Annotated in this window: 22 protein-coding genes; 6 read left to right on the top strand and 16 right to left on the bottom strand. The window is 68.4% G+C overall.

The annotated features are described in order from the left end of the window. The first annotated feature begins 29 nt into the window (after positions 1-29). The 4 genes from IE275_RS36680 (at position 30) to IE275_RS36695 (ending at position 4,755) form a co-directional block, all read left to right on the top strand. Complete coding sequence (locus tag IE275_RS36680) at positions 30-947, top strand: FkbM family methyltransferase (protein WP_189716987.1); 918 nt, start codon at positions 30-32, stop codon at positions 945-947. A 145-nt stretch (positions 948-1,092) separates the two neighbouring features. Next, on the top strand, positions 1,093-2,319 hold the full coding sequence (locus IE275_RS36685) for an ABC-three component system protein (protein ID WP_189716988.1): 1,227 nt from the start codon (positions 1,093-1,095) through the stop codon (positions 2,317-2,319). Next, positions 2,306-2,788: a three component ABC system middle component gene (locus IE275_RS36690; RefSeq protein WP_189716989.1), complete on the top strand. Its 483-nt coding sequence runs from the start codon at positions 2,306-2,308 to the stop codon at positions 2,786-2,788. Before IE275_RS36685 ends, IE275_RS36690 begins: the two co-directional genes overlap by 14 nt. Then, positions 2,785-4,755 (top strand): DUF3732 domain-containing protein, encoded by a 1,971-nt coding sequence (locus IE275_RS36695; protein WP_189716990.1) that lies wholly within the window; start codon positions 2,785-2,787, stop codon positions 4,753-4,755. Before IE275_RS36690 ends, IE275_RS36695 begins: the two co-directional genes overlap by 4 nt. Positions 4,756-4,874: 119 nt before the next feature. On the opposite strand, the gene IE275_RS36700 is transcribed toward IE275_RS36695, so the two are convergent. The 10 genes from IE275_RS36700 to IE275_RS36740 all read right to left on the bottom strand — a co-directional run bounded on the left by IE275_RS36700 (position 4,875) and on the right by IE275_RS36740 (position 14,259). Then, positions 4,875-5,843, bottom strand: a complete 969-nt coding sequence (locus IE275_RS36700; protein WP_308435751.1) for a thiopeptide-type bacteriocin biosynthesis protein — start codon at positions 5,841-5,843, stop codon at positions 4,875-4,877. A gap of 2 nt (positions 5,844-5,845) precedes the next feature. Next, a complete protein-coding gene (locus IE275_RS36705; RefSeq protein WP_189716992.1) occupies positions 5,846-7,069 on the bottom strand; it encodes a lanthionine synthetase C family protein in 1,224 nt (407 codons plus the stop codon). Next, the gene (locus IE275_RS36710; protein ID WP_189716993.1) at positions 7,066-10,131 is read right to left on the bottom strand and encodes a lantibiotic dehydratase; all 3,066 of its coding nucleotides are present in this window, start codon (positions 10,129-10,131) and stop codon (positions 7,066-7,068) included. Before IE275_RS36710 ends, IE275_RS36705 begins: the two co-directional genes overlap by 4 nt. A 94-nt stretch (positions 10,132-10,225) precedes the next feature. Continuing rightward, positions 10,226-10,423 (bottom strand): FxLD family lanthipeptide, encoded by a 198-nt coding sequence (locus IE275_RS36715; protein WP_093549423.1) that lies wholly within the window; start codon positions 10,421-10,423, stop codon positions 10,226-10,228. Between the two features lie 50 nt (positions 10,424-10,473). Then, complete coding sequence (gene fxlM / locus IE275_RS36720; protein WP_189716994.1) at positions 10,474-11,709, bottom strand: methyltransferase, FxLD system; 1,236 nt, start codon at positions 11,707-11,709, stop codon at positions 10,474-10,476. Between the two features lie 204 nt (positions 11,710-11,913). Continuing rightward, complete coding sequence (locus IE275_RS36725; protein WP_189716995.1) at positions 11,914-12,579, bottom strand: hypothetical protein; 666 nt, start codon at positions 12,577-12,579, stop codon at positions 11,914-11,916. Continuing rightward, positions 12,576-12,776 (bottom strand): DUF5999 family protein, encoded by a 201-nt coding sequence (locus tag IE275_RS46275; protein WP_229870985.1) that lies wholly within the window; start codon positions 12,774-12,776, stop codon positions 12,576-12,578. The genes IE275_RS36725 and IE275_RS46275 overlap by 4 nt, the downstream gene beginning before the upstream one ends. A 44-nt stretch (positions 12,777-12,820) precedes the next feature. After that, a complete protein-coding gene (locus tag IE275_RS36730) occupies positions 12,821-13,297 on the bottom strand; it encodes a DUF6302 family protein (RefSeq protein WP_229870986.1) in 477 nt (158 codons plus the stop codon). After that, positions 13,297-13,749, bottom strand: coding sequence for a DUF6415 family natural product biosynthesis protein (locus IE275_RS36735; protein WP_189716996.1), 453 nt, complete (start codon positions 13,747-13,749; stop codon positions 13,297-13,299). Before IE275_RS36735 ends, IE275_RS36730 begins: the two co-directional genes overlap by 1 nt. Positions 13,750-13,785: 36 nt before the next feature. Continuing rightward, on the bottom strand, positions 13,786-14,259 hold the full coding sequence (locus IE275_RS36740) for an ATP-binding protein (protein ID WP_229870988.1): 474 nt from the start codon (positions 14,257-14,259) through the stop codon (positions 13,786-13,788). A gap of 175 nt (positions 14,260-14,434) precedes the next feature. Here IE275_RS36740 and IE275_RS36745 point away from each other — a divergent pair, with 175 nt between their 5' ends. Then, positions 14,435-15,823, top strand: a complete 1,389-nt coding sequence (locus tag IE275_RS36745) for a helix-turn-helix transcriptional regulator (protein WP_229870989.1) — start codon at positions 14,435-14,437, stop codon at positions 15,821-15,823. Further along, on the top strand, positions 15,820-16,704 hold the full coding sequence (locus IE275_RS36750) for a phosphotransferase enzyme family protein (protein WP_189716998.1): 885 nt from the start codon (positions 15,820-15,822) through the stop codon (positions 16,702-16,704). The genes IE275_RS36745 and IE275_RS36750 overlap by 4 nt, the downstream gene beginning before the upstream one ends. 985 nt (positions 16,705-17,689) lie before the next feature. On the opposite strand, the gene IE275_RS36755 is transcribed toward IE275_RS36750, so the two are convergent. The 6 genes from IE275_RS36755 to IE275_RS36780 all read right to left on the bottom strand — a co-directional run bounded on the left by IE275_RS36755 (position 17,690) and on the right by IE275_RS36780 (position 24,168). Beyond that, positions 17,690-18,322 carry a Cap15 family cyclic dinucleotide receptor domain-containing protein gene (locus IE275_RS36755; RefSeq protein ID WP_189716999.1) on the bottom strand — a complete coding sequence of 211 codons (633 nt, stop codon included), beginning with the start codon at positions 18,320-18,322 and terminating at the stop codon, positions 17,690-17,692. 8 nt (positions 18,323-18,330) lie between these two features. Continuing rightward, a complete protein-coding gene (locus IE275_RS36760) occupies positions 18,331-19,239 on the bottom strand; it encodes a nucleotidyltransferase domain-containing protein (RefSeq protein ID WP_189717000.1) in 909 nt (302 codons plus the stop codon). Between the two features lie 288 nt (positions 19,240-19,527). Continuing rightward, entirely contained in the window at positions 19,528-19,743 is a 216-nt protein-coding gene (locus IE275_RS46280) for a hypothetical protein (protein WP_229870991.1), read from the bottom strand. Positions 19,744-19,802: 59 nt separating this feature from the next. Further along, the gene (locus IE275_RS36770) at positions 19,803-21,848 is read right to left on the bottom strand and encodes an Hsp70 family protein (RefSeq protein WP_189717001.1); all 2,046 of its coding nucleotides are present in this window, start codon (positions 21,846-21,848) and stop codon (positions 19,803-19,805) included. Next, positions 21,845-22,447: a hypothetical protein gene (locus tag IE275_RS36775; RefSeq protein ID WP_189717002.1), complete on the bottom strand. Its 603-nt coding sequence runs from the start codon at positions 22,445-22,447 to the stop codon at positions 21,845-21,847. The genes IE275_RS36770 and IE275_RS36775 overlap by 4 nt, the downstream gene beginning before the upstream one ends. Continuing rightward, the gene (locus tag IE275_RS36780; protein WP_189717003.1) at positions 22,444-24,168 is read right to left on the bottom strand and encodes a hypothetical protein; all 1,725 of its coding nucleotides are present in this window, start codon (positions 24,166-24,168) and stop codon (positions 22,444-22,446) included. Before IE275_RS36780 ends, IE275_RS36775 begins: the two co-directional genes overlap by 4 nt. Positions 24,169-24,219: the final 51 nt, after the last annotated feature.

The raw sequence follows: 24,219 nt of genomic DNA on the forward strand, positions 1-24,219 counted from the left end.
CGGCCGCCGCCACCCGAAGGAGCCCGTCCGTGCCCGCCTCCGCCCTCGCCCGCGCGCTGCGCGCCTACGTCCGCCACGCCCCCGGCACCCTCGGCAAGGCCCAACTCGTCGACCGCTTCCTCGACGACCACCTGCGCACCCACCCCGTCCACACCACCGTCCGGCTCCTGTCCGGCGATACGGTCCCCGTCACCACCAGCGACGTCATCCAGCGCTTCCAGTACCTGTTCGGCGAGTGGGAGCCGAACCTGTCGGCCTTCCTGCGCGACCGGCTCCGCCCCGGGGACACCTTCATCGACGTCGGCGCCCACCGCGGCGCCTTCAGCCTCCTGGCCTCCCACGCCGTCGGCCCCCACGGCCGCGTCGTCGCCATCGAGCCCCACCTCCAGTTCCACGACGACCTGGCCGCCGCAGCCACCGCCAACCGCCGCACCAACATCCGCACCGTCCGCTCCGCCGCCTCCGACACCACCGGAACCCTGGTCCTGTACCTGGAGGACCCCTCCAACTTGGGCCACACCACGGCCGTCCGCCCCCGCCATGTCCACGCGACCGTCGAGGTTCCCACCGCGCCCCTCGCCGACCTGATCAGCCGGGCCGACCTCGCCACCACCCGCGTCATCAAGATCGACGTCGAAGGCGCCGAAGCCGCCGCGATCCGCGGGCTTCTCCCCGCACTCCCGTACCTGCGCGACGACGCCGAGCTCGTCGTCGAGATCACTCCCCGGCTCCTGGCCAAGCAGGGTGAGAGCGCCGACGCCGTCATCGCCGCCCTGCGCGAGCACGGCTTCCACCCCTACACCCTGACCAACGACTACGACCCGGCCACCTACCCGCAAACCATGCGCCGGCCCCAGCCGCCCATCCGGTGCACCGCGGCCCCGAAGGAGATGACCGACCTGGTCTTCTCCCACACCGACGCCCCCAGACTCCCGCTCGCACCCTGAGCACCGCCGGCTGATCGTCGACGACGGCCAGGAGCCACTCGCGGGCCGCCCGGACGGTTCGACAAGTTCGGCAATCCGTGTTTTACCTGTGGCGCGTGCATGGGATGATCGCCGCACTCGGTAAACAGAGGGAGGCGGTGGGTACATGACCAGCCCGGAGAATCCCTTCGAGGCATCGGCGTCAGCGCTCGGCTACCTCTATCAGCTCCGTGTGGCATTGCAGCGGTGTGTAGAACTTTCCAGGGGCGGGATCGAGTGGAGTGTGGCGATTGAGGCAACGGACGATGTTCAGGCTCTCATCGGATCGCGCACCGAACTGACCCAGTTGAAGAAGCGGGCAGACAACGTGCGACTGACGGACCTGTCCCAGGACCTATGGAAAACACTCAGGGTCTGGTCGCACGCCGTGACCGAGGGACAGATCGACCTTGCCGAAACAAACTTCTACCTGATTACCACCGCAGAGCTGCCAGAAGACAGCGCAGGTTTCCTCCTGCAGCCCAAGGCCAGCGGGCATCGTGACGAGCAGGCCGCCGAGGCCCTCATCGTCCGGGCGCGACAGTCCTCGAAAAGTACGACGTTGGACAAGGCATTCAAGGCGTTCGACGCGCTCGGGGAACAGCGCCGGGCCGAGCTCATCAGCCGGATCGAGGTCATCGGTGACGCGCCGGGGATGGACTCCATCAGGGAGGAACTACTCGGCTACGCAAGCCTGGCCGTCGAGCGCCGGTTCGCAGAGTCCTTTCTTCAGCGTCTTGAGGGCTGGTTCTTCGAGCGGGCGTCCGTCCAGATGAGCTTCCCGGGGTCGGATCCGGTGAGCGGCGCCGAGTTCGACGAGCTGTTTAACGATCTGCGCAATCAGATCGGTGAGCACAATCTGCCGATTGACCCTGATATCGCCGCGCTCACGGCTGCGGCCCCGGCCGCTGCCGATGCAGCCGATAAGGTGTTCGTGCATCAGCTCCGGTTGATCGACGTGGGTGCGGAGCGGATCGGCTACGCGGTTCGGGACTGGGTGAGGGCCTTCGCGCAGCGCTCCCGTTGGGTGAATGAGAACCTGCTGCGTGCCGGCGAGATCGGCGCGTATGAGCGCAGGCTCGTGGAGGAGTGGCAGTCGCGCTTCGCCGAGATGCGTGAAGACCTCGGTGATGAAGCCGCCGAGGAAGAGATGAAGCGTGAGGCCAGGCTGATCTACAGGTGGGTCGACCGGGAGGCCCGGCTTCGCATCCGCACCGGCTGTGAAGAGGTGTTCGTCGTCAAGGGGTCGTACCAGATGCTTGCGGACGAGCTGCGGGTCGGGTGGCATCCGGACTTCAGCGTCCGGCTGGCGGCTCTGCTGGAGCCGGCCGGAGCCACTGATGGCCGAGCGTGACCTCAGCCGCGAGGAGCGCGCCCTGTTCAACCCGGCCTTCACAGCGCTCGTGTGCGTCCGGGCTGTGCAGGGGTACGAGAAGCAGTACCGCGCGGTCTGCCCGCTTCCAGTCGCAGTGACCGCTGCGGTTATGGCCTTCCAGCCGTCTATCCGGACGGCGCTGCCGGCCACTACCCGTACCGGGCTGATGAACTGGCTCGACGAGAACGAGGCCGTGCGCGTGGCCATGGGTCTCAACGCCGCCGCCCTCGCCGCCGTCGTGCGACCGGGCCTGCTCTTCGCCCTACAGGGCGATGTGCTCAGACTTGAAGGCTCTGGGCTGACGGTGAAGCCACGGGCTGTGAAGGCCCTCAAGGACGGCCCCGAGCAGAGCACCGCGATCCAGAAGGCCGCCCACCAACTCGGGCGCTGGCTGCCCAGCACCGGCAGTATCAGCACCGTCCTGACGCTCCTGGGAGTCCAAGCGTGACCTTTCAGATCCAAGCGGTCACCGTCTACGGCAAGCAGCCCGGACAGGTCCGCACGGTCCCGTTCCGTACCGGCAGCCTGAACATCGTCACGGGCGACTCCCGGCGCGGGAAGAGCGCACTACTGACGATCATCGACTATTGCCTGGCCAGTTCTGACTACCCCGTCAAGGCCGGCAAGGTCCGCAAGTACGTGGGCGCCTACGCCGTCACCCTGGCGAAGCCCGGCCAGCAGCTCTTCGTCGCCCGGCGTGCCCCGGAGCCGGGGAACGCTGTGAGCACTGTGTTGTGTGTCCTATCCCAGGCCCCGGGGACCCCGCCTCCCCCGCTGGAGGAGCTGACCTTCGCGACGCCCCTGGACACCGCCAAGGACATCCTCAGTGACTTCTGCGGCATCGACCGCACCGTCAAGGTGCCTGCGGTCGCCCGCGCCCAGACCATCGCTCCGTCGATCCGCCACGCGCTGTACTTCTGCTTCCAGGCGCAGAACGAGGTCGCCAACCCTGACCTGCTGTTTCACTCCCAAGGTGAGGAGTGGCGACCGAACACCATCCGGGGTGTGATCCCGTACTTCCTCGGCGCTGTCGACCCCGAGCAGGCAGCGCTGCGCAACCGGCTGCGGCTCCTGCGCCGGGACCTTTCCGTCCTTGAAGCCAAACTCGCCCAGGCCCGCGACCTGGGTCCGGCATCGGGCCAGGCCCGAGCACTTCTCACTGAGGCGGTCGAAGCAGGGCTTCTATCGCACCGCGATACCGAGCCGACAGCCGAGGAAGTCCTTGGCCTTCTGCGGTTCGCCCTGGAGGGCAGCATCCGGCTGGAGACGGAGTCCCGACCGGACGACAACGGCGCCCCGTTGACCGCCGCCATCGGTCGACGTGCTCAGCTGCGCCAAGCCGTCGGGCGGTCCCGGGCCCGCATCGCTGACCTCAAGCGCGCAGTCGAGGAGAATGACGACTTCGCGGGCGAGGCAAGGGAGCAGCGTCGGCGTCTCGCGTCTCTCGGGTTGATGCGATTGTCTCCGGACACCTCCCAGGCCGCGCAATGCCCGGTGTGCGAGAGCCCGATCGCCTCAGCCAACACCACGGTGGCAACGATCATGCAAGACCTCGAACGCCTCGACGGCGATCTGCAGGTGATCGGCAGCGACACACCCGCCCTGCAACACCAGGTGGCCCTGGAGGAGGAGCAACTGCAGCAACTGCGCGCGGCGCTCTCCCGCAGCCAGGACGAGATCAACGAGATCAGCGCCGGGATGCGCGCGCTGCAGCAGGAGCCGGACCAGGTGCAGCGGGCCGCCCATGTACGCGGCCGTATCAGCCTTTACCTCGACACCACGGCTCAGCATGTGAGTGGCCCGCAGGTCGAAGACAGTCGCGACGACCTCCAGCGGCAGATCTCTGAGTTGGAAGAGCTCCTCAGCGACGACACCCAGGACGACCGGCTCACCAGCTACCTGTCCCTGATCAGCCAGAACATCCGCACCAGGGCCGCCGCGCTCGAGCTCGACCACTCAAACGCGCCCATCCGTCTCGACGTCAACCGGCTGACTGTCGTCGCCGACACGGCCGACGGTCCCGTTCGGCTCGCCGATATGGGCAGTGCCGAGAACCACCTGGGCTACCACGTCGCCACGCTGCTGAGCCTGCATGAGTGGTTCAGCGAGCACCGAGGACCCGTCCCGCGGACTCTGATCCTCGACCAGCCGTCCCAGGTGTACTTCCCACCCGACTACACCGGCGAGCCTATGCCCCAGGGGACCGACCTCAGCCACCTGCTGAACGTCTACCGGATCATCAACGACACCGTCCAGGCACTCGATGGCACGCTTCAGGTCATCGTCGTTGAGCACGCCGACCTGGCCGACCCGCTCTTCCGTGACCACGTCATCGAACGCTGGCGCTACAGCAACAACCAGGCCCTCGTTCCACCGGAGTGGATCACCGAGCCGATCGACGACGAGGACGAGTAGTACTCATCCTCTTCTCTGGCCGGGGCCGCAGCTGGCTCGTCGCCCCGGCCTGCGAGATCGGGCCCTGCGCCGCAGCACGACGGCTTTTCTCTTCGTGATCATCAGGACGGCCCGCCGGCCTATGTCCCGTTCTCGCCGTGGAGGATCGCCGCTCTGGCCGCCCAGGCCAGAACGCTCTGGCTTCGTAGGGACAAGCCGAGTCGGTTCCAGTGGAAGATGACGTGGTAGCTGAGCACCTGCCGCAGGCCGCGGTCGAGGGTTCCGTCTTGAACGGCATGGCGCAGTTTTTGTCCGGCGCTGCGGAAGGCGTCGGCCCAGTCGCTGACCGGCTCCAGCAGCCCGCCGGGGCGCAGCAGTACGTTGCTGTCGGCGAAGAGCAGGGGCCGGATCTCCTGGGCGCGGGCGTCGAGCAGGTCTGTTGGGACGTCGCTGACGGCCGACCGGTGTTCTTCCGTGATGACGCGGTGCCAGACGTCCCCCTGCTCGTACCACTCCAGGCCGGCGGCGCGCATCATGTTGGTGCAGAGGAGAACGGATAGTTCGCGCAGTCCCACGGTCAGGTCGTTGCGCTGTCGCAGCCGTGACGCTTCGCGGCTGTCGGTGATGAACAAGGCGTGTGCGGCCGTCATGCTGGCCTCGCCGCCGAACGCGGGGGTTTCCGGCTCGTAGATTCCGGGCCACCACCGTTGCAGGTGCCCGTCCGAGACCAGGCGGTCAAAACTATGGGCGAAGGCCGGCTCGGCTCCGGGATCGGGCTGGAGGCGGAGACGGAGACGCCAGCAGGGATGCTTGCGGGTGTACCACCAGCCGTCGATGGTCCCCTCTGACTCCGCTTCCTGGAGTACGGGGAGCACATGCGTGGTGAAGGTGGTGTCGGCGTTCGTCCAGTCGGTGAAGTGGAGGTACGCCTGCCACCAGTTGGTGGTGGGGTCGAGATGCACCAGGGCTTCCCGGCCGGCCTGGTTGTAGACGGTCACGGCGTCGGACAGGACTGTGGGCTCTATCCCGTGGCGGGTGGCGGCGGTGGGGATCGGCAGGCCGGTGAGCACAGCGGAGACCGCGCGCTGGATCCGGCTTGGATCCGTCAAGGTCAGTCGATCAAGAGACATGCGTCCCATCCGGTGTTCGGCGCCGAGGCGCAGGTGGTGAGGGCGAGCGCGGTGCCGGCGCCGCCGTTGATCAGGCCGGACTCGGAAAGGTTGGGGTGGGCGTTCGCTGCGAGGATGCTGCTGAGGCGCCTGGGGAGGGCCTGGAGCCGGAGGTCGAGGGCGTCGGCGGCGGCGCGGGTGGCGGTCTGGTAGATGCCTGCCCAGCCGTGGCACAGGCCGGAGTCGGTGACCTGGTCGAGTTGTTCGGGGTCGGTCAGGGCGCGGTACAGGGCGTCCTCGTAGAACTCCTGGATGTTGGGGGCGTGCAGGGCGATGCCGGCGAGTTGTCCGGCTCGTGCGATGCCGGTGGTTCCGTAGCACCAGCTCGGCCGGGTGGGGAAGTCGTGATGTGGGCGCCCACGGGCGAGGTCGCGGCGTGAGATGTGCTCGGGCCACCAGGGACCGGAGGGACTGATCTGGCACCATGTGTCCAGGTGCTCGCAGATGCGCCACAGGGCTTCGCGGTGGCCTTTGACACTGATCCCGCGCCGTAGGGCCTGGGCCAGGAGGAGGAGCGGGCCGGTGATGCCGTGCGCGGCGCCGAAGTTGCCGTGGCCACCGGGGAAGTGGGCGGATTCACCGCGGGCCGGGTCGTGGCGGACCCACCAGCCCGGCAGGCCGCGTTCGTCGAAGCCGATGGGGCGGGTCAGCGCGACGAGGTACTTCAGGACTCGTTCCAGCGCGAGCCCTTCGGGGTCGGTCCGCAGGAGGTACGCCCCGATGCCGGTGAGGCCGTAGAACAGGTCGTACTCGGCGAACTCCGGCAGGTCTCCCCTGCGGATCCGGGTGAGGGCGGCGTCCACCCGGCGGTGGGCCAGGTCGATGACGTGCTGGTGCACGGTCTGACGGGCCGAGTCGTACAGGTACTGGAAGTCCGGGGGGATGGTGGCGAGGACGAAGCCGATGGCCGGGGCGCCGAGGAAGAGCCCGGCGGTGTCGGCCGCGCTGATGTGCCCGGTGGCCGCAGTGGTGATCCACTGGTGGGCGGGACGCCAGGGGGCGCCGTGACGTGCGGCCATCTCGATGTGCAGCAGGCTGATGCCGGCGGCGCCATCGGCCAGGGACTGCGCCGCCCAGGGCTCGTCCGGGGGCGGCGCAGCGGGTTGGGTCAGGCGGGCGGTGTACTGCTCCAGGAGCGTCGCGGAGGCGACGGTGGCCGAGGTCATCGGACTGCCCTCCGATGCTGGAGGGCGGCGGTTCGTACGAGCCGCATGGTGGTCTCCTCGGCGCGCGGTTCGACGCCCAGGGCCCGGACGTGGTGCTGGTGCAGGAGCGAGCGGGCGACGTCCAGCGGGTCACGTTGGTCGGTCAGGGCGTTCCGGTAGGTGTCGACTGCGGTGGCGCGGGCTGCCCACGCGTCGGCCACCGGCTGGCCGCCAGGGAGGGCCGCGAGCACGGAGGGGCCCTTCGGCCCGGCCAGTTCGAGCGTCTGGGTACGCAAGGCCCGATCGAGCCGCCCCGTACCCTGGGAGAGGCTGCGCACCAGCCACTCCTCGGCGGCCTCGACGTTTGGGGCCAGCGGGGTGACGAGGCGCAGGGCGCTGGCCGCCGCGAGGGCCTGCGGGGCGACGGCGTCAGTGCGCTCGACGAGCTGGATCTGGGCGAGTGCGGCGGCGGAGTCCGCGGCGAACACCTGGTGGGCGGCGTCCATGTCCTCCGCGCTGCCGAAGCGCCCGGTCTGCGGCTGGTAGGGAGCCAGGACAAGCCCGGCTGCCAAGCCGGTCCGGTGCAGGTTTTCCGCCCACGTACGGACGTGCTGGGCGGCGGCCGCGTAGGCGTCCGGCGGCAGGTGCAGGGTGATGTCGAGGCGCTGGTCGGCGTCCGGACGCGCCATTTCCCGGTGCCGGATGAACCACCAGAGCGGCGGGGCCTCGCCGAACGCGGTGAGGAGGCCCGGGAGGTAGCGGCTCAGGATCTCGTCGTAGCGCCGCGGGTGGGCGTGGAGCTGCGCGAACACCACGTTCCCAGCGCCAGGCAAATGCCGTCCGGCGGCCGGGGCCGTGGCGGGGCGCGACCGGGGCACGGTGGTGGTGTCCGGATGCGTCCGTCCCATGGAAAGCCAGATCTCGTGCGCGCGCCCGATCCAGCCGTGGGCGTCCGGGTCCGGGACCTCGCGCAGCTCCAGGCGGCGGGCCTTGTCGAGGTGGGTGCGCAGTATCCGGCGGTGGACCGGGTGGGACAGGTCGAGGGGGAGGCGCTGGTCGTACTCGATGATGGCGACCTGCGCCGGGACCCGCAGCCGTTCCCGCCAGGCGGTGAAGGCGTGCTCCCACTCCTCGGTCGGGGTCTTGGGGCCGGGCAGGCTGTCGGCCATCAGCAGCCATCGGGCCTGCGTGAGGATGGTGCGGCGGTAGCGCACCCGTGGGAGGAAGGGGAGCTTGGCGCCGGCGCCGAAGTCGAACGGTTTGTAGGCGGCGTACCGGCCGTGGGCCACTTCGGTAAGGAACCGAGCCAGGGGCGGGGTCTGGGTCCCGCCTTCCAGGGCATGCAGGACCCGTACGTCGACGCGCCAGCCGGTGGAGATCTGCACGAGGTGGAAGCTGCGCGGGTCCGCGGTGACGGCGATGTCGGCGAGAGGGATCGCCGCCTCCTCGCTCTCCTGGCTGCCGGACAGCTCCACCACGTGCGAAAGCAGCCGGGGTGTCCGGGTGACGTTCTCGTTGCGGTGCCGGCGCGGCGGGAACACGAGCTGCGCGGTAAGGCCATTCGGCGCCCCGTGGTACGTGGCGGCGAGCGCGTCCTGCTGCTCGGGCGGCAGCACGTGGGCGAACCGGCCAGCCATACTGCTGCCGGGCCTGGGAACCGCGGTGAGGAGGAGGTCGAAGGTGCCGCTGGACAGCGCCTGGGTACTGGGAGAGTGGACCTCGAAGGCCACCTCCACTCGGGGCACGAACAGCCGCTCGTCCGTTCCGGCGGCCTTCTCCAGGGCGTCGACCATGTCGTCCGTCAGCAGCAGCTCACGGCCGCCGCCCAGGAGGACCTGTTGCATCAGCGCGAGCAGCAGTTCATCGCGTTCGGTGCGCACCTTCAGCGCGGTGCCGCGTTCGGATCCGACGTATCCGGCGGGCAGGCCCAGGCCGCTGTCGGCGACCAGGTCCATCACCGGCACCAGGGCTCCGACGCCGTACCGGGCCCGGAAGCGGCGGTGGTAGTCACGCCAGTGCTGGTAGCCGTAGGGCTGTGGGGTGGTCCGGTAGAGGGCCGACACGGCTGCTTGCGCTTCCGCGATCACGGCCTGCGGGAGCTGGGTCTCGCAGTCGAGGGCGGTGTCAATGAGCAGCGGCGTCGGAGTGACCGGTGTCAGGGCGCGCATCCGTGCGGCGAGGGTGCTCACGCTGGTGTCGGAGAGCGTCGGCTGGTGGGCGGCGAGGTCGTCGCGCAGGGCGTACAGGTTGTGGACCAGGGCCCGCACCTCGGGGAGGTTGTCCGCCTGGTGCTGGTCCAGTTGGCGGCACAGGTGCTGGAAGGCGTCCACGGTGGTCATGGGCGCCCACAGGCTGGTGAGGAGGAACCTCTGCTCGACGAGGTCGGCGAGAAGGGCGTCGATCTTCTCCGAGGTGGCCTGCGGGAAGCGGTCACGGAGTTGGTCGTGGAGTTCGCTGTAGGGGATGGGGGTGCGGGCCGCGTCCATGGCGGCGGCCACCGGTCGGGTGTTGCGGACGGATATCTCGACCGGGGCCAGGAGGATGGCGTGGCCGTCGGAGGGCGGGCCCGGCGCCACGAGGCGGTCGCCGCGGACGCGGGCGGCGTTGTTGGCGACGAGCGGTAACCGCTTCAGCAGCGCGGGGGTGCGCTGGAGCCGGAGGACCATGTCGGTGACCCATTCGGCGTCCGGCCGGATCAGCGCGCGGTGCTTGTCGCGCCACCGCGCGTCCGCCCGGGGCCCGACGAACACCGGAGCGATGCCGGCGAACAGGCCGAACGGGGTCGGCCGGTGCTGCCAGCGCAGCAGGTAGGAGACCGTCGACAGCGCGGTGCGGCGAACGTGGCGGGGCTCGGTCTGCCGGCCACGGACGACGGCCTCGACGGCGTCGGACAGAACCGGGGTGGTCAGCTCCAGGGCGCTGCGGAAGTCGTCGCGCTGCCAGATGCGGTTCAGCCAGCTGCGGGTGACGGCCACGTCGTCCAGGTCGAGGGTACGGGGGATGTCTGCCGGCCCCGGGCTGGTGGTGGCGCGCAGCATCGCAACGCCTTGCCACAGGTATCCGGCGGCTGCTCGGGAAGCCATGAGGGCCCTTCCATGAGGCGGCACGGGGAGAGGAGAGGGGCCTGGGGGCCGGGCGAAGTGCGTCGCCCGGCCCCCAGGAGAGAAGCGGCCTTGATCAGGCCGGGTCCTCGGTGAAGGAGCCGCAGGCGGAGGCACCGGTCGCGCAGGTGGTGCCGCAGCCGTCGCCCGTGGAGCACATGAGGTGGCCGTAGCCGTGCTCGGCGATGACGATCTTCACGTCCAGGGGCGCGAAGTCGTCGTCCAGGACCTTCGTCGGCGTGGCCGAGGGCGGGTTGAGAGCCAGGATGGTCATGGCGTGCCTTTCTCTTGTCGGGATGGTGCGGGACTACCTGGATCCCGGCGTTACGCCGAGGGCCAGGAGAGCGAGACCCGGCTGTGCACCTTGTCGATGACCCGGTCGGCCGGGATCTGGTCATCGGGGGTGCCGGCCGGATAGACCCGGATGACCGGACTGGGGCCACCGCGGCGGTTGGCCTCCCAGTCGCGGAGCACGTCGGCGACCTTGTCGGCGAGCTGCTCCGCGTGCGGGCCGAGAGCGTGCACGCCGTACTCCAGGTGCCGGTTGTCCTCGGTGCGGCGGGTGACGAGGTAGGCGAAGGTGTCGTTGTCGACGGCCGCGAGGGCGAACCGCTTGTTCACCGGGGCGACCAGGCTCGTCTCGGAGTTCTCGTCGACGGCCATCGTGCAGAAGCCCGGCAGGCTGATCGCCATCGCCATCTGAAGGGTGTCGATGAGTTCCTGGATCCGGACGGTCACGCCGGTCCACATCTCGTGGCGCGGGAAGGTGACGGCGTTGTCGAGCCGGTGCGGGTCGGCCGGAAGGCCGTCGTCGAACTTCAGCCCGATCTCCGGGGTGCCGTTGACGAGCAGGAGCTCTTCGCGGTGAGCGGTCGAGCCCTGCATCGGGACGAAGCCGCAGATCCGGGCCGACTCGCTCTCCAGGTAGCGCCCATGCTCGCCCATGATCTGGGTGAAGGCGATCGACCGGGTCAGACCGCGCATCCGCAGCGGGACGACGAGCCGGCCGCCCTGCTTGAGCTGGGCGGTCCAGGCCGGGGAGATGTCCCAGGCGCCGGCGGTCACCATCACGACGTCGATCTCGCCGAGGTCCGGGATGGGCTCAGCGGCATCGGCGGTGATGATGTGGACCCGGCCATAGCCGTGCTCGTCCAGGAGCCGGCGCGCGCGGTCGGTCACGACGGGGTCGATGTCCACGGTGACGACTTCGCCGTTCTCACCGACCAGTTCGGCGAGGTAGGCCGCGTTCAGGCCGCCCGAGCCGATCTCCAGGACCCGCATGCCCGGCTTCACCTGGGCCTGTTCCAGCATCATCGCCTGGATCTGCGGCGCGGAGACGGAGCTGAGCTGCACGCCGTGCTCGTCCGTCTTGGTAATCACGGCGGCGTAGGTGTCGTACGCCTTCTCCAGCGGGGTGTCGGGGGTGAACGCGTGCCGGGGCACCTTGCGCATCACCGCCTCGATCTCAGGGGAGGAGATGTTGCCATCCGCGCACAGCTCGTCCACCACTTTGTTCCGCAGGCGGGTCGCCTCGTCGGGCTCGACGGTCGTGTTCGTCATGGGCTTCCTTCGGTTGTTCATGTTCGGGGAGGGGAGACCGGCATCGCGTGCCGGTGGGCGGGGAGGCTATCGGCGAGGGCTCTCCGTTCTGGCCAGACCACCAGGGGTTGGTGATTCCCGGGCTGGATGGCGCGCGATGGCTCGGCGCCGGGGGAGGCCGCCCGGCGCTCCTGTTCTGATCGCGCAGGAGGGCCGGGCGGCTGTCTAGGCGGCGGTCACGAGATCATTCGGATTAACGACCTCGTAGTCCCGCAGTTCGCGTACGAGCTGGCTTGCCAGGAACCAGCCCAGCTGGGGGTGCCCGTAGGGCACAGGAGCGTCGTCTTCCTCGACGGGAAGTGGCGCCAAACCGCTGGCCGTGAGGCGGTACCGGGAGCCGATGACACCCCAGACCGACGTCGTCCGCGCGCGGAAGACGAGGTACCCCTTTCGTAGGTGCGGACACAGCTCAAGGGCCGGCCGCAAGTGCTTCAGGCACACCGGCGGCTGGGCCGTCCTCACGGGTCCCCCGGCACGGTGGGACTCGTCTTCCGTGACTCCGGCGAGGAAGAGGTAGCCCTGGTCGGTCTCGGCCGGGCAGAGACCGACCTGACACCGGAGCCGCTCCATCGCCTCCCGCTGCCGAGCCGGGTTGACCAGTCGCCATTGCGGTTTGCCCGTCGGCTTCCCGGCGGCGTTGAGCGACTGGGAGCACCGCGCCCAGAGCTCTCGGCCCGGCCCGCGATCCGCCGGGGTCTCATCCTGGTAGGCGATGCGCACGGAGCCGAAGACGTCCATGCTGAGCGTGAGTTCCGACGCCAGCCAGCCGTACTCGCCTTCTCGCTGGGTGATGTACGGGACGAGCTTCGGTGCTGCGCTGGTCCGCTTCACGCAGCTGCCCTCGCCCCGGTGAGGGGCCGGCGCGGGGCGACGATACGGCCGTCGGGGAGGAGTTCCCCGGTGCCCTCGAAGAGAAGCACTCCCTTGCACAACAGGCTCCAACCCTGCTCAGGCCGGTGCGCAAGGGAGTATGCGGCCTCCCTGTCGGGGTCCTGAGCCGTGGGGCACGGCGGGTTGTGCGCACGCATGGTGCTCGTCCTCTCGGGTGGGAAGTTGGGCCCTCTTCGGCGAGCTACGGTGCCGTGGGGGAACACGGTTCGGGCATGGCCGAAGAGGGAGTCGTGGGGTGCCGCCGCCGTGTGAAGGCGGCGATGGCCGTTTCGCTGTAGCCGTAGAAGCGGCCAAGGGTGGTGTCGTCGTCATTGCCCCAGAGCCTCGGGGGTTTCTCTCCCCACTCGACGACGTCGCTGGTTTCCGGATCCTGCGACCAGTGCAGCCGTAGGTCCGGGAAGCCGGCGTGCTCTCGGAGGAGGTCACGGACCGCGAGCCCGAAGCAGATGCACGGCACGGGGTAGTACCCGCCTCGCCGTGCTCCTCCGACGGGTACCGCGAGGAACGGCATGCGCATGATGCGTACCGCGATGCTCTTCTCCACGAGCCAGGTGTCCTCGAGCCTCCGGACGTAGTAGTCGTAGTCGTAGGCGTCTTGTGGGTCGCCTATCGCCGTGGCTGTCACAACCGGGTGTCTGGCGGAGTTGGGGTTGTGCATCACTCCGCCTCCTTGATGTACCGGGCTTCGATCAGTGCTTCGACCAGGTCTGAGGTGACGAAGGCCAGGCGGCGAGCGAGGCCGACGGCCTGCTGGTAGTTGGGCGGCGTGCGCTCTTCGTGCAGGGGGCGCCCTCGCTCGACGAGCTGAACCATCTCCGTGGTGGGCGGGTACTTGTCGTCGGCCACGGCGATGTCACTGAGTTGCTTCACGTGCCCGCGAAGGCGGTCGATCAGGGTGTCGGTCGCCGCGACGGCTGGCGGATGGTTGCCGATGGCGGTGTCGAGATCGTCGAAGACCTCCTCCACGTCGAACGGCTCCCAGTCCTTGATGCGTTCCAGGACCAACCGCAGGCCGTCTGCGTCGAGTGGGGGCACCCACTGCGGTGCCTTAGGCTCGCCGGCGGGCGGAGGGACCACGTCGTTGTCCGGAACCAGAACGCTGAGGGGCATCGGGACTCCTGAAAGGGACCAGGTGCTGGCCGGGGACTAGGGGTGCTCGATCGCTTCCGGGAGCCCTATGAAGACCCACACGTCCTTGCCCGCGGGGGTCACAGAGACAGACGTGTCGTCCGCCAAGGCCCTCAGCAGCAGCAACCCGCGCCCGTCTTCGGCCATGAGGTCCGGCGTCGCGTACATGGGCAGGCTGGGGTCCTGGTCACGGACGACGGCGGTGACACCATCCGGCACCTTCTGGAGGAGGAGGCTGGCCATCCGGTGTCCGTCCGCGCCCGCGAGCGTGTGCTGCAAGACGTTGGTGAGGAGTTCGTTGACCACGGTCAGCAAGCGGTGCGCGGTGCTGGCGTCGATGCGCCACCAGCGAAGGTGGGCTGCAACGATGTCCCGCACGGTTCCCAGATCCTCCGCGCGGACGTCGAAGATCATGTCGAGTTGGGCGTCCACGCTTCTGGACATGGCTCGAACAGAAGCATCCCGCTCGGTGGTGTTGACGAGCAGTTCCATCGTTGCTTCCTCCGTTCTGCCAGAACCCCTTCAGCGGGGGTGGATTGCGGTGTGTACTGGGCTGGAACCGATCAGCAACCATTTAGGCAGAGCGCGCCGAGCGCGTGCAGAGCCTGATGCCGAGAGCCGCAGAGTTCGGCATCAACGACTTCGGGGACAGACCATGCCGCAGCCAATGAAGCAGCTCGACCCGGGGGCGTCCCCCCAGGAATGGTTCGGAAACGAGCTGCGCAGACTCCGCCTTGAGCAGGGCCTGTCCGCCAAGGAGTTGGGCCGGTTAGTGCAGGTCAGCGACGACATGATCTTGTCGATCGAGAAGGGCAAGTACCCCAGCTGCCGCCGTGATGTCGCTCAACGGCTCGACGACATCCTGCGCACCGGTGGGCTGTTCGATCGCGCGTGGCCGATGGTCTTCGGCAACCGTGATGCCGAGAAAAAGCGGCCTGATGCCGATAAGCCTCCCACGCGCGGGAAGGCGAGCCCCGCCCAGGCGTCGGCAGGCCGCATCCTGGGCAGAGACGAACCCACTCCGCGCCCTGGGAGCCATGAGCCCGTGATTCGACGCTCGTTCCTCCACCTGAGCGGCCTCGCCGCCATAGCCCCCCTCGACCTCACCAACCTCTTCGCCTCCTCCGAGTCCCTTCCAGCAACCGTCAAGCCGAGTCACATCGATCAGGTCCTGGCTGCTGCCACCGCCATCAGCGGCATGGACAACGAGCTGGGCGGCGGCGGCATGGTCCGTGACGTGGCCAGTCGTGCGATGCAGTGGTCGGCCGGCCTGCTGCAAGCCCAGTGCCCCGAGCACCTACGCACCGAGTTGTTCGCCGCCGTATCTCGACTCGGGATCGTGGTGGGCGCCTCCGCCTTCGACGCCTATCACCACGATGAAGCCACCCGGACGTTCCGGTTCGCAGCAGACTGCGCTGAGGAGGCCGGGCACTGGCATCTGCGGGCCAAGACGTACTCATTCCTCGCACGGCAGGCCGTCTGGATCGGAGCACCCGATGACGGCCTGACCTACGCCGAGAAGGGGCTCGTCCGCTCCGACCGCCTGACCGCGACGGAGCAAGCGATGCTCCACACCGCACGGGCCCGAGCCTTCGGGAAGATGGGCAACGTGCGCGACACGATGGCGGCTGTCGGCGCTGCGGATGAGGCGTTCGCCCGTGCGTGTCCTGCCGAAGACGCGCCGTGGATGGCCTACTACGACGAGGCGCAGCACAACGGGGACACAGCCCACGCCCTGTTTGATCTCGCCGTGCTCGCCGGGCAGGACCCCGGTCGGGCAGCGCGCCGCTTCGACACGGCCGTGAAGGGGCACGCGGACGCCTACAAGCGGTCGCGGGCGATCTCACGGACCAAGCTGGCCTCTCTGATCATGGCCAAGGGTGACCCGCGCCAGGCGGCGGCACTCGGTCATCACGCCCTGGACGAGGTCTGCCGACTCACTTCCCGGCGGGCCGCCGATGATCTGCGGCAGCTCGGCAACTTCGCTTCGAAGCATCGGAGGGTTCCAGAGGCAACGGGGCTGCGAGAGCGCATCGCCGCTACGGTTTCCGCATGACCACTTCGGCAGCACCCGCGCGCCAGGTCCTGGAGCAGGCGTGTGCTGCGGCCGGGCTGGACGCTGGGGAGGCGGAGCCGCTTCGTCTGGCCGAGAACCAGATATGGCGGCTCCCCGGTCAGCGAGTGATCGTACGAATCGCGCGCGAGGGCCAAGGCGCTGCGACGGCTCGTGAGGTACGCGTCGCGCGCTGGCTCGCCCAGGAGGCCGTCGCCGCCGTTCGCCTGTTCGACGTGGAGCAGCCCATCACCGCAGACGGCAGACCCGTGACCTTCTGGGTGGAGCTCCCGCCACAGGAGCACGGATCCGTCGAAGACGTCGCTCGCCTCCTGTCCCAGCTCCACTCCTTGCCCGCACCGGACATCGACCTGGGGTACCTCGATCCCTTCGTCCGGGTCAACGAACGACTGCAAGCGGCCACCACGATCAGCAGCGAGGACAGAGAATGGCTGCACGGCCTGCACCGTGACCTCGCAGCGGCATGGGCCGAGCGGCCGGCGGGTCTGCCCGATCGGGCTGTGCACGGCGACGCCTGGCCCGGCAACATCGTCCGCACGATCGACGGCGTCCTGATGATGGACTTGGAGCGTTTCTCCGTGGGACCTCCGGAGTGGGACTTGGTGTCCACTGCGGTGCGAGCGATGACCACGGGCGCGGTCAGCAGGCCCGAGTACGACCGGTTCTGTGCGGTCTACGGGTACGACGTGACGGAGTGGGAGGGGTACCCCCTCCTCGCGCGCGCCCGAGAGCTGCGCATGGTGACATACGCGGCCCAGCACGCGGCCAGCCACGTGGAGTGGAGGGAGCAGGCGCAGCACCGGATCGACTGCCTGCGCGGTCGATCCGGTCCGCGGCCGTGGTCGTGGAAGGGAATTCTCTGACGAAGGGCCGACTGGCTGGCTAGGACAGTAGAAACATCAGAACCGGCAGGCACACCGCCATCGACCCGGCAAAGCCGAATCCAGCGCCCCGAAGACGCTCGGCCGTGGATGCACCCTCGCTCTGCTTCACATACGCAGCGGTGAGAGCGACACAGAAAGAGATCGACACGGCCAGCAGAAGGTAGAGAATCTTCAGTTCCCTTGGGCTCACCACAGCATGTCCTTCCCAGCATCAAGGAAGACAGTCTGGTCCGTCGCACTATGACATCAGGAGCCAGACCGCCCATGAAAGCGATCAACCTGCCGCACTGGCGGCATTTCCCTGATGTGCCTGCGAGGTGAGCTGTCGGGTGCCGGCGGTAACTAGCGCCAATCGGCCCTGCGTTCGCAGAGCTTGCACCCCGAGGCGCGGCTCGTAGAGCCGACCTCCCGCGCTCTTGCCCCCTGCTGCTCTCCTGCGCAGATTCTGACAGTCGCATGCCCAACGAGGGCTGCGGCGCGGATGGGCAAGATTCGGCAAGGCCGCGCAGGAGCAGTGTACTTCGGCAGGTTGATCGGTGGTGGGCGTCGAACACACCCGGTGCTCTCCTCGACGGTGCGCAGGGAGCGGGTGGCCTTGTCGGGTCCTGGTGGAAGATCCAGCCGCAGTCCAGGCCGTCGAAGACTCGACCACGGTGCTGCCAGACTGCGCGCGCAGCCAGGCCAGGAGGATCGGGTCCATGGGTCCTCCGCTGGATACAGATGTCCGCCCGCCCCCGGGATGGGCGCGGGCGGACAGAGAGTGATGGCCAGGGTGGTCAGGTGTCGGGGCCGACAGTCTTCCTGCGGCGGCTGGTCGCGGGCTCCGGCTCGGGACCACTCCCAGGCGTCGGGGTGGGTGATGAGCACGGCGACCGCTTCCTCGGGCTCATCGCCGGGAGGGAGGACGACCGGCTCGATCATGCTGAGTAGCAAGGGTGAAGTAGCTGGCGCCAGCGGTGGTTAATCAATCGGCGGCCCCATCAAGGTCGGCGGCCTTGGCCTCGGCAAACGTGCCGTACTCGGTGGAACGGTTGAGCAAGGTGAAGTCCATGTCGCCAGCGGTGAACCGGCTGGTGTAGTAGTGCCCGGTGGCGGCCGTGGGCTTGAGACCCGTCATCGTTATGCGGCAGGCCCCCTCATGGCGGGGACTGCGATGCTGATGCTCCACGCGGGGGGTGTTGTCGTACAGGAAGCCGATCTCGGCGGTCCCGGAGTTCTCAGGGGCGACGATGGTCGCGTTACTCGACCGCGAGGTGCTCTCCCTCGTCCGGAGGGTGGCGTGCAGGCTCCAGAAGGTCTGCTCGATCGTCATGTAGGTGGTGATCGGACCCCGGTTTCCCCCTTCGGGTATGTGGCTGTCGGGGCTCGGGCGGAGGGTTACGCGCCATGTGCCGGTGACCCAGGGTTTGCCGGTGAAACGATGGATACCAGGCCAGCGCCAAGCCCACTTGTCGAAGACGAGCACGCCGTACCCAACGAGGGCTGGAATGTAGGCGAAGAGGTACCGGAACTCGGAGGGGTACAAGCCGAGGACGAGCAGGGCGACCGTGTAGAGGGTGGCGGCGATGGTGGCGCCAGTTCGGATGGTGCTGGCCACGTTCATCATCAGCTCTCGTAGTTGAGGTATCGCCAGGCGGACACGATCAGGTTCTGAGCGTCCTTCTCGTCCCATTTCTGGCCTGTGCCGAAGACCTTCTTCATCTTGTTCGGCTCCACCATGCGCTGGGCGCCAAACCAGGTGCTCGTGAGCTGCCGGTGGATCTCCAGGAGGCTCGCGCGGACCGCGTCGTCGAAGTCGCCGGCGAGCAAGATCCGGTCTGGCACGTTGTAGACAAGGCACTCGGAGAAGTACGACGGCAGCGCCTTGATCACGCCCTCCTCCGCCAGGTCGTTCTCCACGTTCTTGAGCACGCGTACCACGACCTTGTACCGACGCTTGGTGTTGGCGTTCTTCTCACGGCCGTTGGCAAGCTGGAGCTCGGGCCAGTTGATGACCTTCTTGCCGTCACGGCCATAGACGACGCTCCCCTCGTACTGGCCCTTCGGAGCCGTCTGGTCGCGCACTACCCATTTGAAGCAGGGCACCACGTCGATGCTTGGACGGCTGCCGGAGACCTCGGGGATGTAGAAAGCGAGGTTGTGGTCCGCGTCCACCGAGCCGAAGTGATCGGTGAGCGCGACGTGGACTTCCTGGCGAAGCTTCTCCTTGGTCCATGGACCCGTGTAGCCGGGGGGCTGGCCGAACCACCATGCCGCCATCCCGTCAACGTGGACAGGGTCGTTGAGCTTCACCATGATGTCCACGTCACTGTCGCCGCGGACGTTGGTCTTGTTGGGGTAGGACCCCTTGGCCGCCACCGTGATGTCGAGGCCCTGGAACGGCACGTGCTGACGGACCGCTTCCTTCACCATGCGTTCCGCACGCTCCAGCCGATCCTGCTCTGAGCGCCCCGGTGGAACCTTCCACTTACTGATCAGATCGAGTCGCTGCGCGTTCGTCAGCTGCTTCGCCATGAACCCCTCCCTGCTTCCCGCCCTACCCCATCGGAAGCCTACGAGCCGGGTCTGACATTTCTACTCGTAGCGGGTTCCGGTGGCCGTGGCTGAGGGTCTGGCTGACGTCCTGCTGGGCTGTCCTGCGACTGTTCTGTCCGGTCGCCGAAATCCGTTCTCCATGGCTCCGGCCAGGTAGAACATGACCTGATGGGAGCTTGGCCGGAGGCCCCCTCGATGCCCCGTCCCAACCCACCCGGCCGACGTCACCTCCGGCCCGGAAGGCAGCTGACAGGATGACCGTGGCAATCACGCCCGCTCACTGAACCGGACGCGGTGTTCGGCGGAGTGGACTTCCACGCGGACACGATCCACGTCGCTGTCATCGCCGACCGGGGCGGCCACATCCCCCGACGCCGAGTTCCCCACCAGGGCCGCCAGATACGCCGCCGCGATCGCCCGCAGTCGCAGGGCCTCCTGCGCCGACGGCGACAGATGCCGCGCGTCCCCCACCAGATCGCTCACACCCCACGAAGGGCCCAGAACCCGAAACGCTTCTGATCAATAGCGCCCGGTGGCGGCCCTTACCCCCGCCCCCGCGGCGCCACACAGGTACGTTCGGTGAAGAACCAGCCCCCTTTGGAGCAGGTGGCACCCAGAACCCGGCCCTTCTCCCGGAGCCAGGGATAACGGCCTTGCAATTCCGCAAAGTTGTCGTTCGTCACGACCGTCGCGCCGGATTCATCCGCGATGACTGCCACGAGCGCGTCGCCCTTGCCCTCGGTGCCGGCTGGCGGCTGGATAATGTCTCCCTTGCTGAGGGCGGCCTCCACGGCCTCACGTTCCGCGTTTGCGACCTTGTGCCGGAAACTGGCGTCGACCACGACATGAATGTCGGCCTGCGGGTACTTCTTGGCCAGCGCCGCCCGCGCGGCCTGAAGCTGAGAGAAACTCGGGTGATCGTCGTCTTCGTAGACCCCCGGGCGAACCGGTGAATGACCGATCCAGGCGAGGTTGGAGCCGTCGACGACTATGGTGTGCGGGCCACCGTCGAGCGGCACCGACCGCGCCTTCGGAGGCGCGGGAACGGGGCGGGTGCCTGCGGCCGAGGCTGCCGTCCCGAGGGGGTCCGGATTCGAGTTGCCCTTCAGCAGGCGGTCCAGCTCTTCTCGAACCTCGGGCGTGGGGCCACCCGAACCGAAGCTCTCGACCTCTTGGTCGACCACGACCTCGCCCGTGTGCTCCAGGGTGGCCTTGACGTGGAGCAGGCCGTTGGAGTCGTACGTGTACTCCAGGTCGAAGCGGGACTCGTCGCGGACCCGCGGCGTGGGGTACGTGAGGGTAAGTTCGGTGAGCTGCACATTGTCGCGGTGGGCGAGCTCCTTGTCCGGGTCGCCCTCCCAAATCTCCACGGACAGCTTCCGCGCGTGGTCCTTCTGCGGCGTGTAGCTCTTGCGCTCCTTCCAGGGCAGCGGCGAGTTCCTGGGGATGATCTGGCTGAACCGCTTGCGTCCCGAGGAGTCCTTGACCATCGTGCCGAGGGCATGGCTGGTGGCGACCTGGATGACTCCTTCGGTCTCACCGGCGAGCACAGCCGCCGCGATCGACGCGCCGCGCGCTACCGCTGTCATCGGATCGCACAGTTCGGTAGGCACGGGCTCCGTCTGGAGTGCCTCGGCGACCGCGGCCCGCACGCTGGGGATCTGGCTCGTACCGCCGATCATGAGGATCTCGTCCACGTCGAGCGGGGCCATGTGCAGGTCCTTCAGGCACTGCTCCACAGGCCCGAGGGCGCGGTCGACGAGGTCGCCGATCGCCTCCTCCAGTTCGCCCTGGTGGATCTCGACACCGACACCGTCGGGGGTGACCACCATGACGGACGGCTGGGAGGAAAGCAGGATCTTGTTCCGCTCCACGTCCAGCCGGAACTGGCGCTCCTGTGCCGGAGTCCAGGCCCTGCGCGCAGGCGCTCGCTCAAGCACGAGCTCACGCAGCCGCCGGTCGATCTCCAGGCCGCCGAGCTCTGTCACTCCGCGTGACGCGCGCTCCTCGAAGAACCCGTCCGAGTAGTCGAGCACGGTCACATCGATGGTGCCGCCGCCCCAGTCGAAGACCAGGATCTGGGAGTCCTCGCGGAAGTCGTGGACATACGAGATGGCAGCCGCTGTCGGCTCGTTGAGCAGAGCCTGGACCTCGATGCCGGCGAACCGCGCCGCTGCCCTGGTCCGATACCGGGCGGCGCCCGTCGCGTTGGCGGGCACAGTAATGACGGCGCGATCGATGTCGGTGAGGTTGTGCTGGGCGCCGTCGCGCATGGCGGTGAATACACCCGCCGCGACGGTGGTCGCCGCGAAGCGTCTGCTCTGGATGGTCACGTACTCGTCGCTCTTGAGGAGACGCTTGCAGGCTTCGGCCGCCTCCTCGGAGCGGAGCTTGGCCTCCCAGCCGAACAAGGGGCCGCGCCGAAGCGAGCTGACACCCACGACCGAGGGGAAGAGCTGCTCAAACCCGGGCCGCCGCCAGTCTGCATCGATATGGTGGGCGTCGAGTGGCAGTACCTCGGCGTCGTCGCCCTGCCACTGGGCCACGACGGAATTGGTCGTACCGAAGTCAATTCCTGTCGAGGTCACTTGGCATCGTCTCCCCGCACGTCCGCCGCACTGGTCCCGTCACGCTCCGCCAGGATCCTCGGGGCTGGGATGCGGCGGAGTTGGCCGGCAAGCAGCAGCTTGTCCGTCGCCTGGTCCACGTAGGCCGGCCGGAGCAGCTCGAATCCCTCACCTTCGCCCTCGACGACGACGAAGAGCTCCTGCTCGTCGGCCTCCTCGACCACACGGACCCCCATGTCGATGAGGGAGGCGCGCACCGCCCGGCGGATGGCCTTCGCTCCCTGTTCGGGCGTGCTCGCGAGGACGTCGGTCTCAACCAGCCGCGCGATGTGCTCGTCCCGCGTCCTGAATGCCTCCAGCACCCCCTGACGCAGCGCCGCGTTGACTGTGGCGGGGGTCGGACGGGCGTCCTGCGGAAGCTGCGCGATCAGCTCCGAAGCTCGCTCGGTGAATCGGGCGAGGAGCTGCGCCGGATGAAGGAGTTCCTCGGGCCTGAGGGTGCGCAGTTTCATGTCCGCCGCGAACTCCTGGTTCTCCTTGCGGCGGGTCCGCCCCGTGGGCTTCTTGGCCTGTCCGACCGCGTTCGGGCTGCTCTTGCGGCGTGTGGACTCGCTGCTCATGAAGTCGTCCTGTGGTCGTGATCGGGGCGCCGGGGCGCAGTCAGCAAGGTGGGGAGAAGATCGGCGATCGCCCGGTTGCGTATCGCCGCGAGGTCAGCGTCGGCCCGGTGCGTGGTCCGGCGCGGCATCGCGACGGGTCCCGGCGTCAGGGACCTCGGTCGCACCGTGGGCAGTCGCAGGGACGCAGGGTCCAGCGGCAGCACGAAGAAGTCGGACCAGTCCTCGGTCCGTTCGGCCTGCTCAATCCGGCGCTTCGCCCAGTTGGCCTGCGCCGCCAGGTCGAGGTCGTCCCGGTCGGCCCGTCTGCGCTCGCGCCACTGGTGCTTCCACTGCTCACTCTTGTGCGGCAGCCCCAGCTCCAGATACGGATTGGCCGGCTGGTCCCGATCGTTGCGCCTGGTTCCCCGCCGACGGTCCAGCAGAGCCAGGTTCTCCTCGACCCGCCGGTCGGTTCGGGCGACACGCGCCAGCGAGACGTAGGCGAGGTCGAGATCGTCATTGAGCAGAGCAAGGTAGGCGAACATGTTCCACGCCTCGGCCGCGTGCTCGGCTGACGCGCCTTCGTGATCGACGAGCTTGTCCACCTGTGCCTGGGCTTTCTTCCTCTCGCCCTGGCAGATCAGGTCGTAGGCGTGCCGCAGCGCCACGAGGGCGTAGAACGGCCCGCGCGCCGGATTTACCGCGGCCCTCGGCTCCCACAGGGAGCACATCAGCCGCCACAGCCCGCGGTCGGCGGGGATGCTCGGGTCCCAGGAGCCCGTGACAGCGCCATCACGCACCTTGCGCAGGCGAAGCACCAGCTCGCGAGGCAGCAGCCTCTCGAGTTCCTTGAGGACGTCCGTCTCACCATCCGCGACACGCAGGAGCAGGTCGTAGAGGCTGCCCGGTGCCGGCTGGACCGGGTCGCCCGCCAGGAACGCCTCCCGCTCGCCGGGCTCGTCCCAGCCGAGCGAGCGGGCAAGGGCGGCATCCGTCTTCTCCGGTGCGAGCCTGGCAAGTAGGTAACGCTGTTCACCTGCGTCCGCCCGCAGGGCCCACGGCTGATGGCCGCGGTCCAATACGCCTGCCTCGATCAGGTCGTCGATGATGCCGAGGGGCGCCCAGGGGACGATGGCCCCCAGATGGTGCGTGGACAGCTCTTTCAGGTTCCTCCGGGCAACAGCCTGCTGAAGCGCGAAAGCCCCGGTGGGATCCGCCTCGGCAAGGATGTTGTCCGTGCCAAGGTCAGCCGCCGGGACCGCTCCCATGATCACCGCGAGTCGGCGCTCACCAACGGGGGACAGCCAGGGCAGGCCGACTTCGTAGACGGTGGAGAGCACGGCGGCGGTCTGCTCGACGGCCCGGCCCGGTTCAACGGCTTCGAGCAGGGCCTTAACGGCGTGGACAAGTTGGGGCGTCGGCTGTCCGCCCAGACAGGAACGAACGGTGTCGGCGCCCCACCTCAGGGTTTCGTCCTCGGCGTTCGTGGACTCCAGCAGCCCGCGCAGCACATCCTCGACACGCGCCACCGCCTCCGCACCGAAGACCCCAGCCCTGCGCCATTTGCGCAACGCGAATCCGTCGACCACGCCCCCGGAACTGGTGACCGCGGCGGAGCGTCGGGCGGACCGCCGCGCCCGCCACGCCTCGACCATCTCAGCGCGTGTCATCGACTCCGTAAACGGCGGTGCCCCCGCTCCGAATCCACCGATCCGATCGGCCGAAGCGTCCTCGTTCCCCATGCGCTCCGCTCGTCTCCCGCGTTCGCAACCTGCATCGTATTTTGACAGGTC

Origin of the sequence: Streptomyces phaeofaciens (genome assembly GCF_014648915.1) — a bacterium.
GTDB lineage: Bacteria > Actinomycetota > Actinomycetes > Streptomycetales > Streptomycetaceae > Streptomyces > Streptomyces phaeofaciens.

What these genes read in the sequence shown, in the direction of transcription:
- IE275_RS36685 (WP_189716988.1), top strand. Translation starts at nt 1,093, where the DNA reads ATGACCAGCCCGGAGAATCCCTTCGAGGCATCGGCGTCAGCGCTCGGC.
- IE275_RS36690 (WP_189716989.1), top strand. Translation starts at nt 2,306, where the DNA reads ATGGCCGAGCGTGACCTCAGCCGCGAGGAGCGCGCCCTGTTCAACCCG.
- IE275_RS36705 (WP_189716992.1), bottom strand. Translation starts at nt 7,069, where the DNA reads ATGACCTCGGCCACCGTCGCCTCCGCGACGCTCCTGGAGCAGTACACC.
- IE275_RS36710 (WP_189716993.1), bottom strand. Translation starts at nt 10,131, where the DNA reads ATGGCTTCCCGAGCAGCCGCCGGATACCTGTGGCAAGGCGTTGCGATG.
- IE275_RS36715 (WP_093549423.1), bottom strand. Translation starts at nt 10,423, where the DNA reads ATGACCATCCTGGCTCTCAACCCGCCCTCGGCCACGCCGACGAAGGTC.
- fxlM (WP_189716994.1), bottom strand. Translation starts at nt 11,709, where the DNA reads ATGACGAACACGACCGTCGAGCCCGACGAGGCGACCCGCCTGCGGAAC.
- IE275_RS46275 (WP_229870985.1), bottom strand. Translation starts at nt 12,776, where the DNA reads ATGCGTGCGCACAACCCGCCGTGCCCCACGGCTCAGGACCCCGACAGG.
- IE275_RS36730 (WP_229870986.1), bottom strand. Translation starts at nt 13,297, where the DNA reads ATGCACAACCCCAACTCCGCCAGACACCCGGTTGTGACAGCCACGGCG.
- IE275_RS36735 (WP_189716996.1), bottom strand. Translation starts at nt 13,749, where the DNA reads ATGCCCCTCAGCGTTCTGGTTCCGGACAACGACGTGGTCCCTCCGCCC.
- IE275_RS36740 (WP_229870988.1), bottom strand. Translation starts at nt 14,259, where the DNA reads ATGGAACTGCTCGTCAACACCACCGAGCGGGATGCTTCTGTTCGAGCC.
- IE275_RS36745 (WP_229870989.1), top strand. Translation starts at nt 14,435, where the DNA reads ATGAAGCAGCTCGACCCGGGGGCGTCCCCCCAGGAATGGTTCGGAAAC.
- IE275_RS36750 (WP_189716998.1), top strand. Translation starts at nt 15,820, where the DNA reads ATGACCACTTCGGCAGCACCCGCGCGCCAGGTCCTGGAGCAGGCGTGT.
- IE275_RS36760 (WP_189717000.1), bottom strand. Translation starts at nt 19,239, where the DNA reads ATGGCGAAGCAGCTGACGAACGCGCAGCGACTCGATCTGATCAGTAAG.
- IE275_RS36775 (WP_189717002.1), bottom strand. Translation starts at nt 22,447, where the DNA reads ATGAGCAGCGAGTCCACACGCCGCAAGAGCAGCCCGAACGCGGTCGGA.
- IE275_RS36780 (WP_189717003.1), bottom strand. Translation starts at nt 24,168, where the DNA reads ATGGGGAACGAGGACGCTTCGGCCGATCGGATCGGTGGATTCGGAGCG.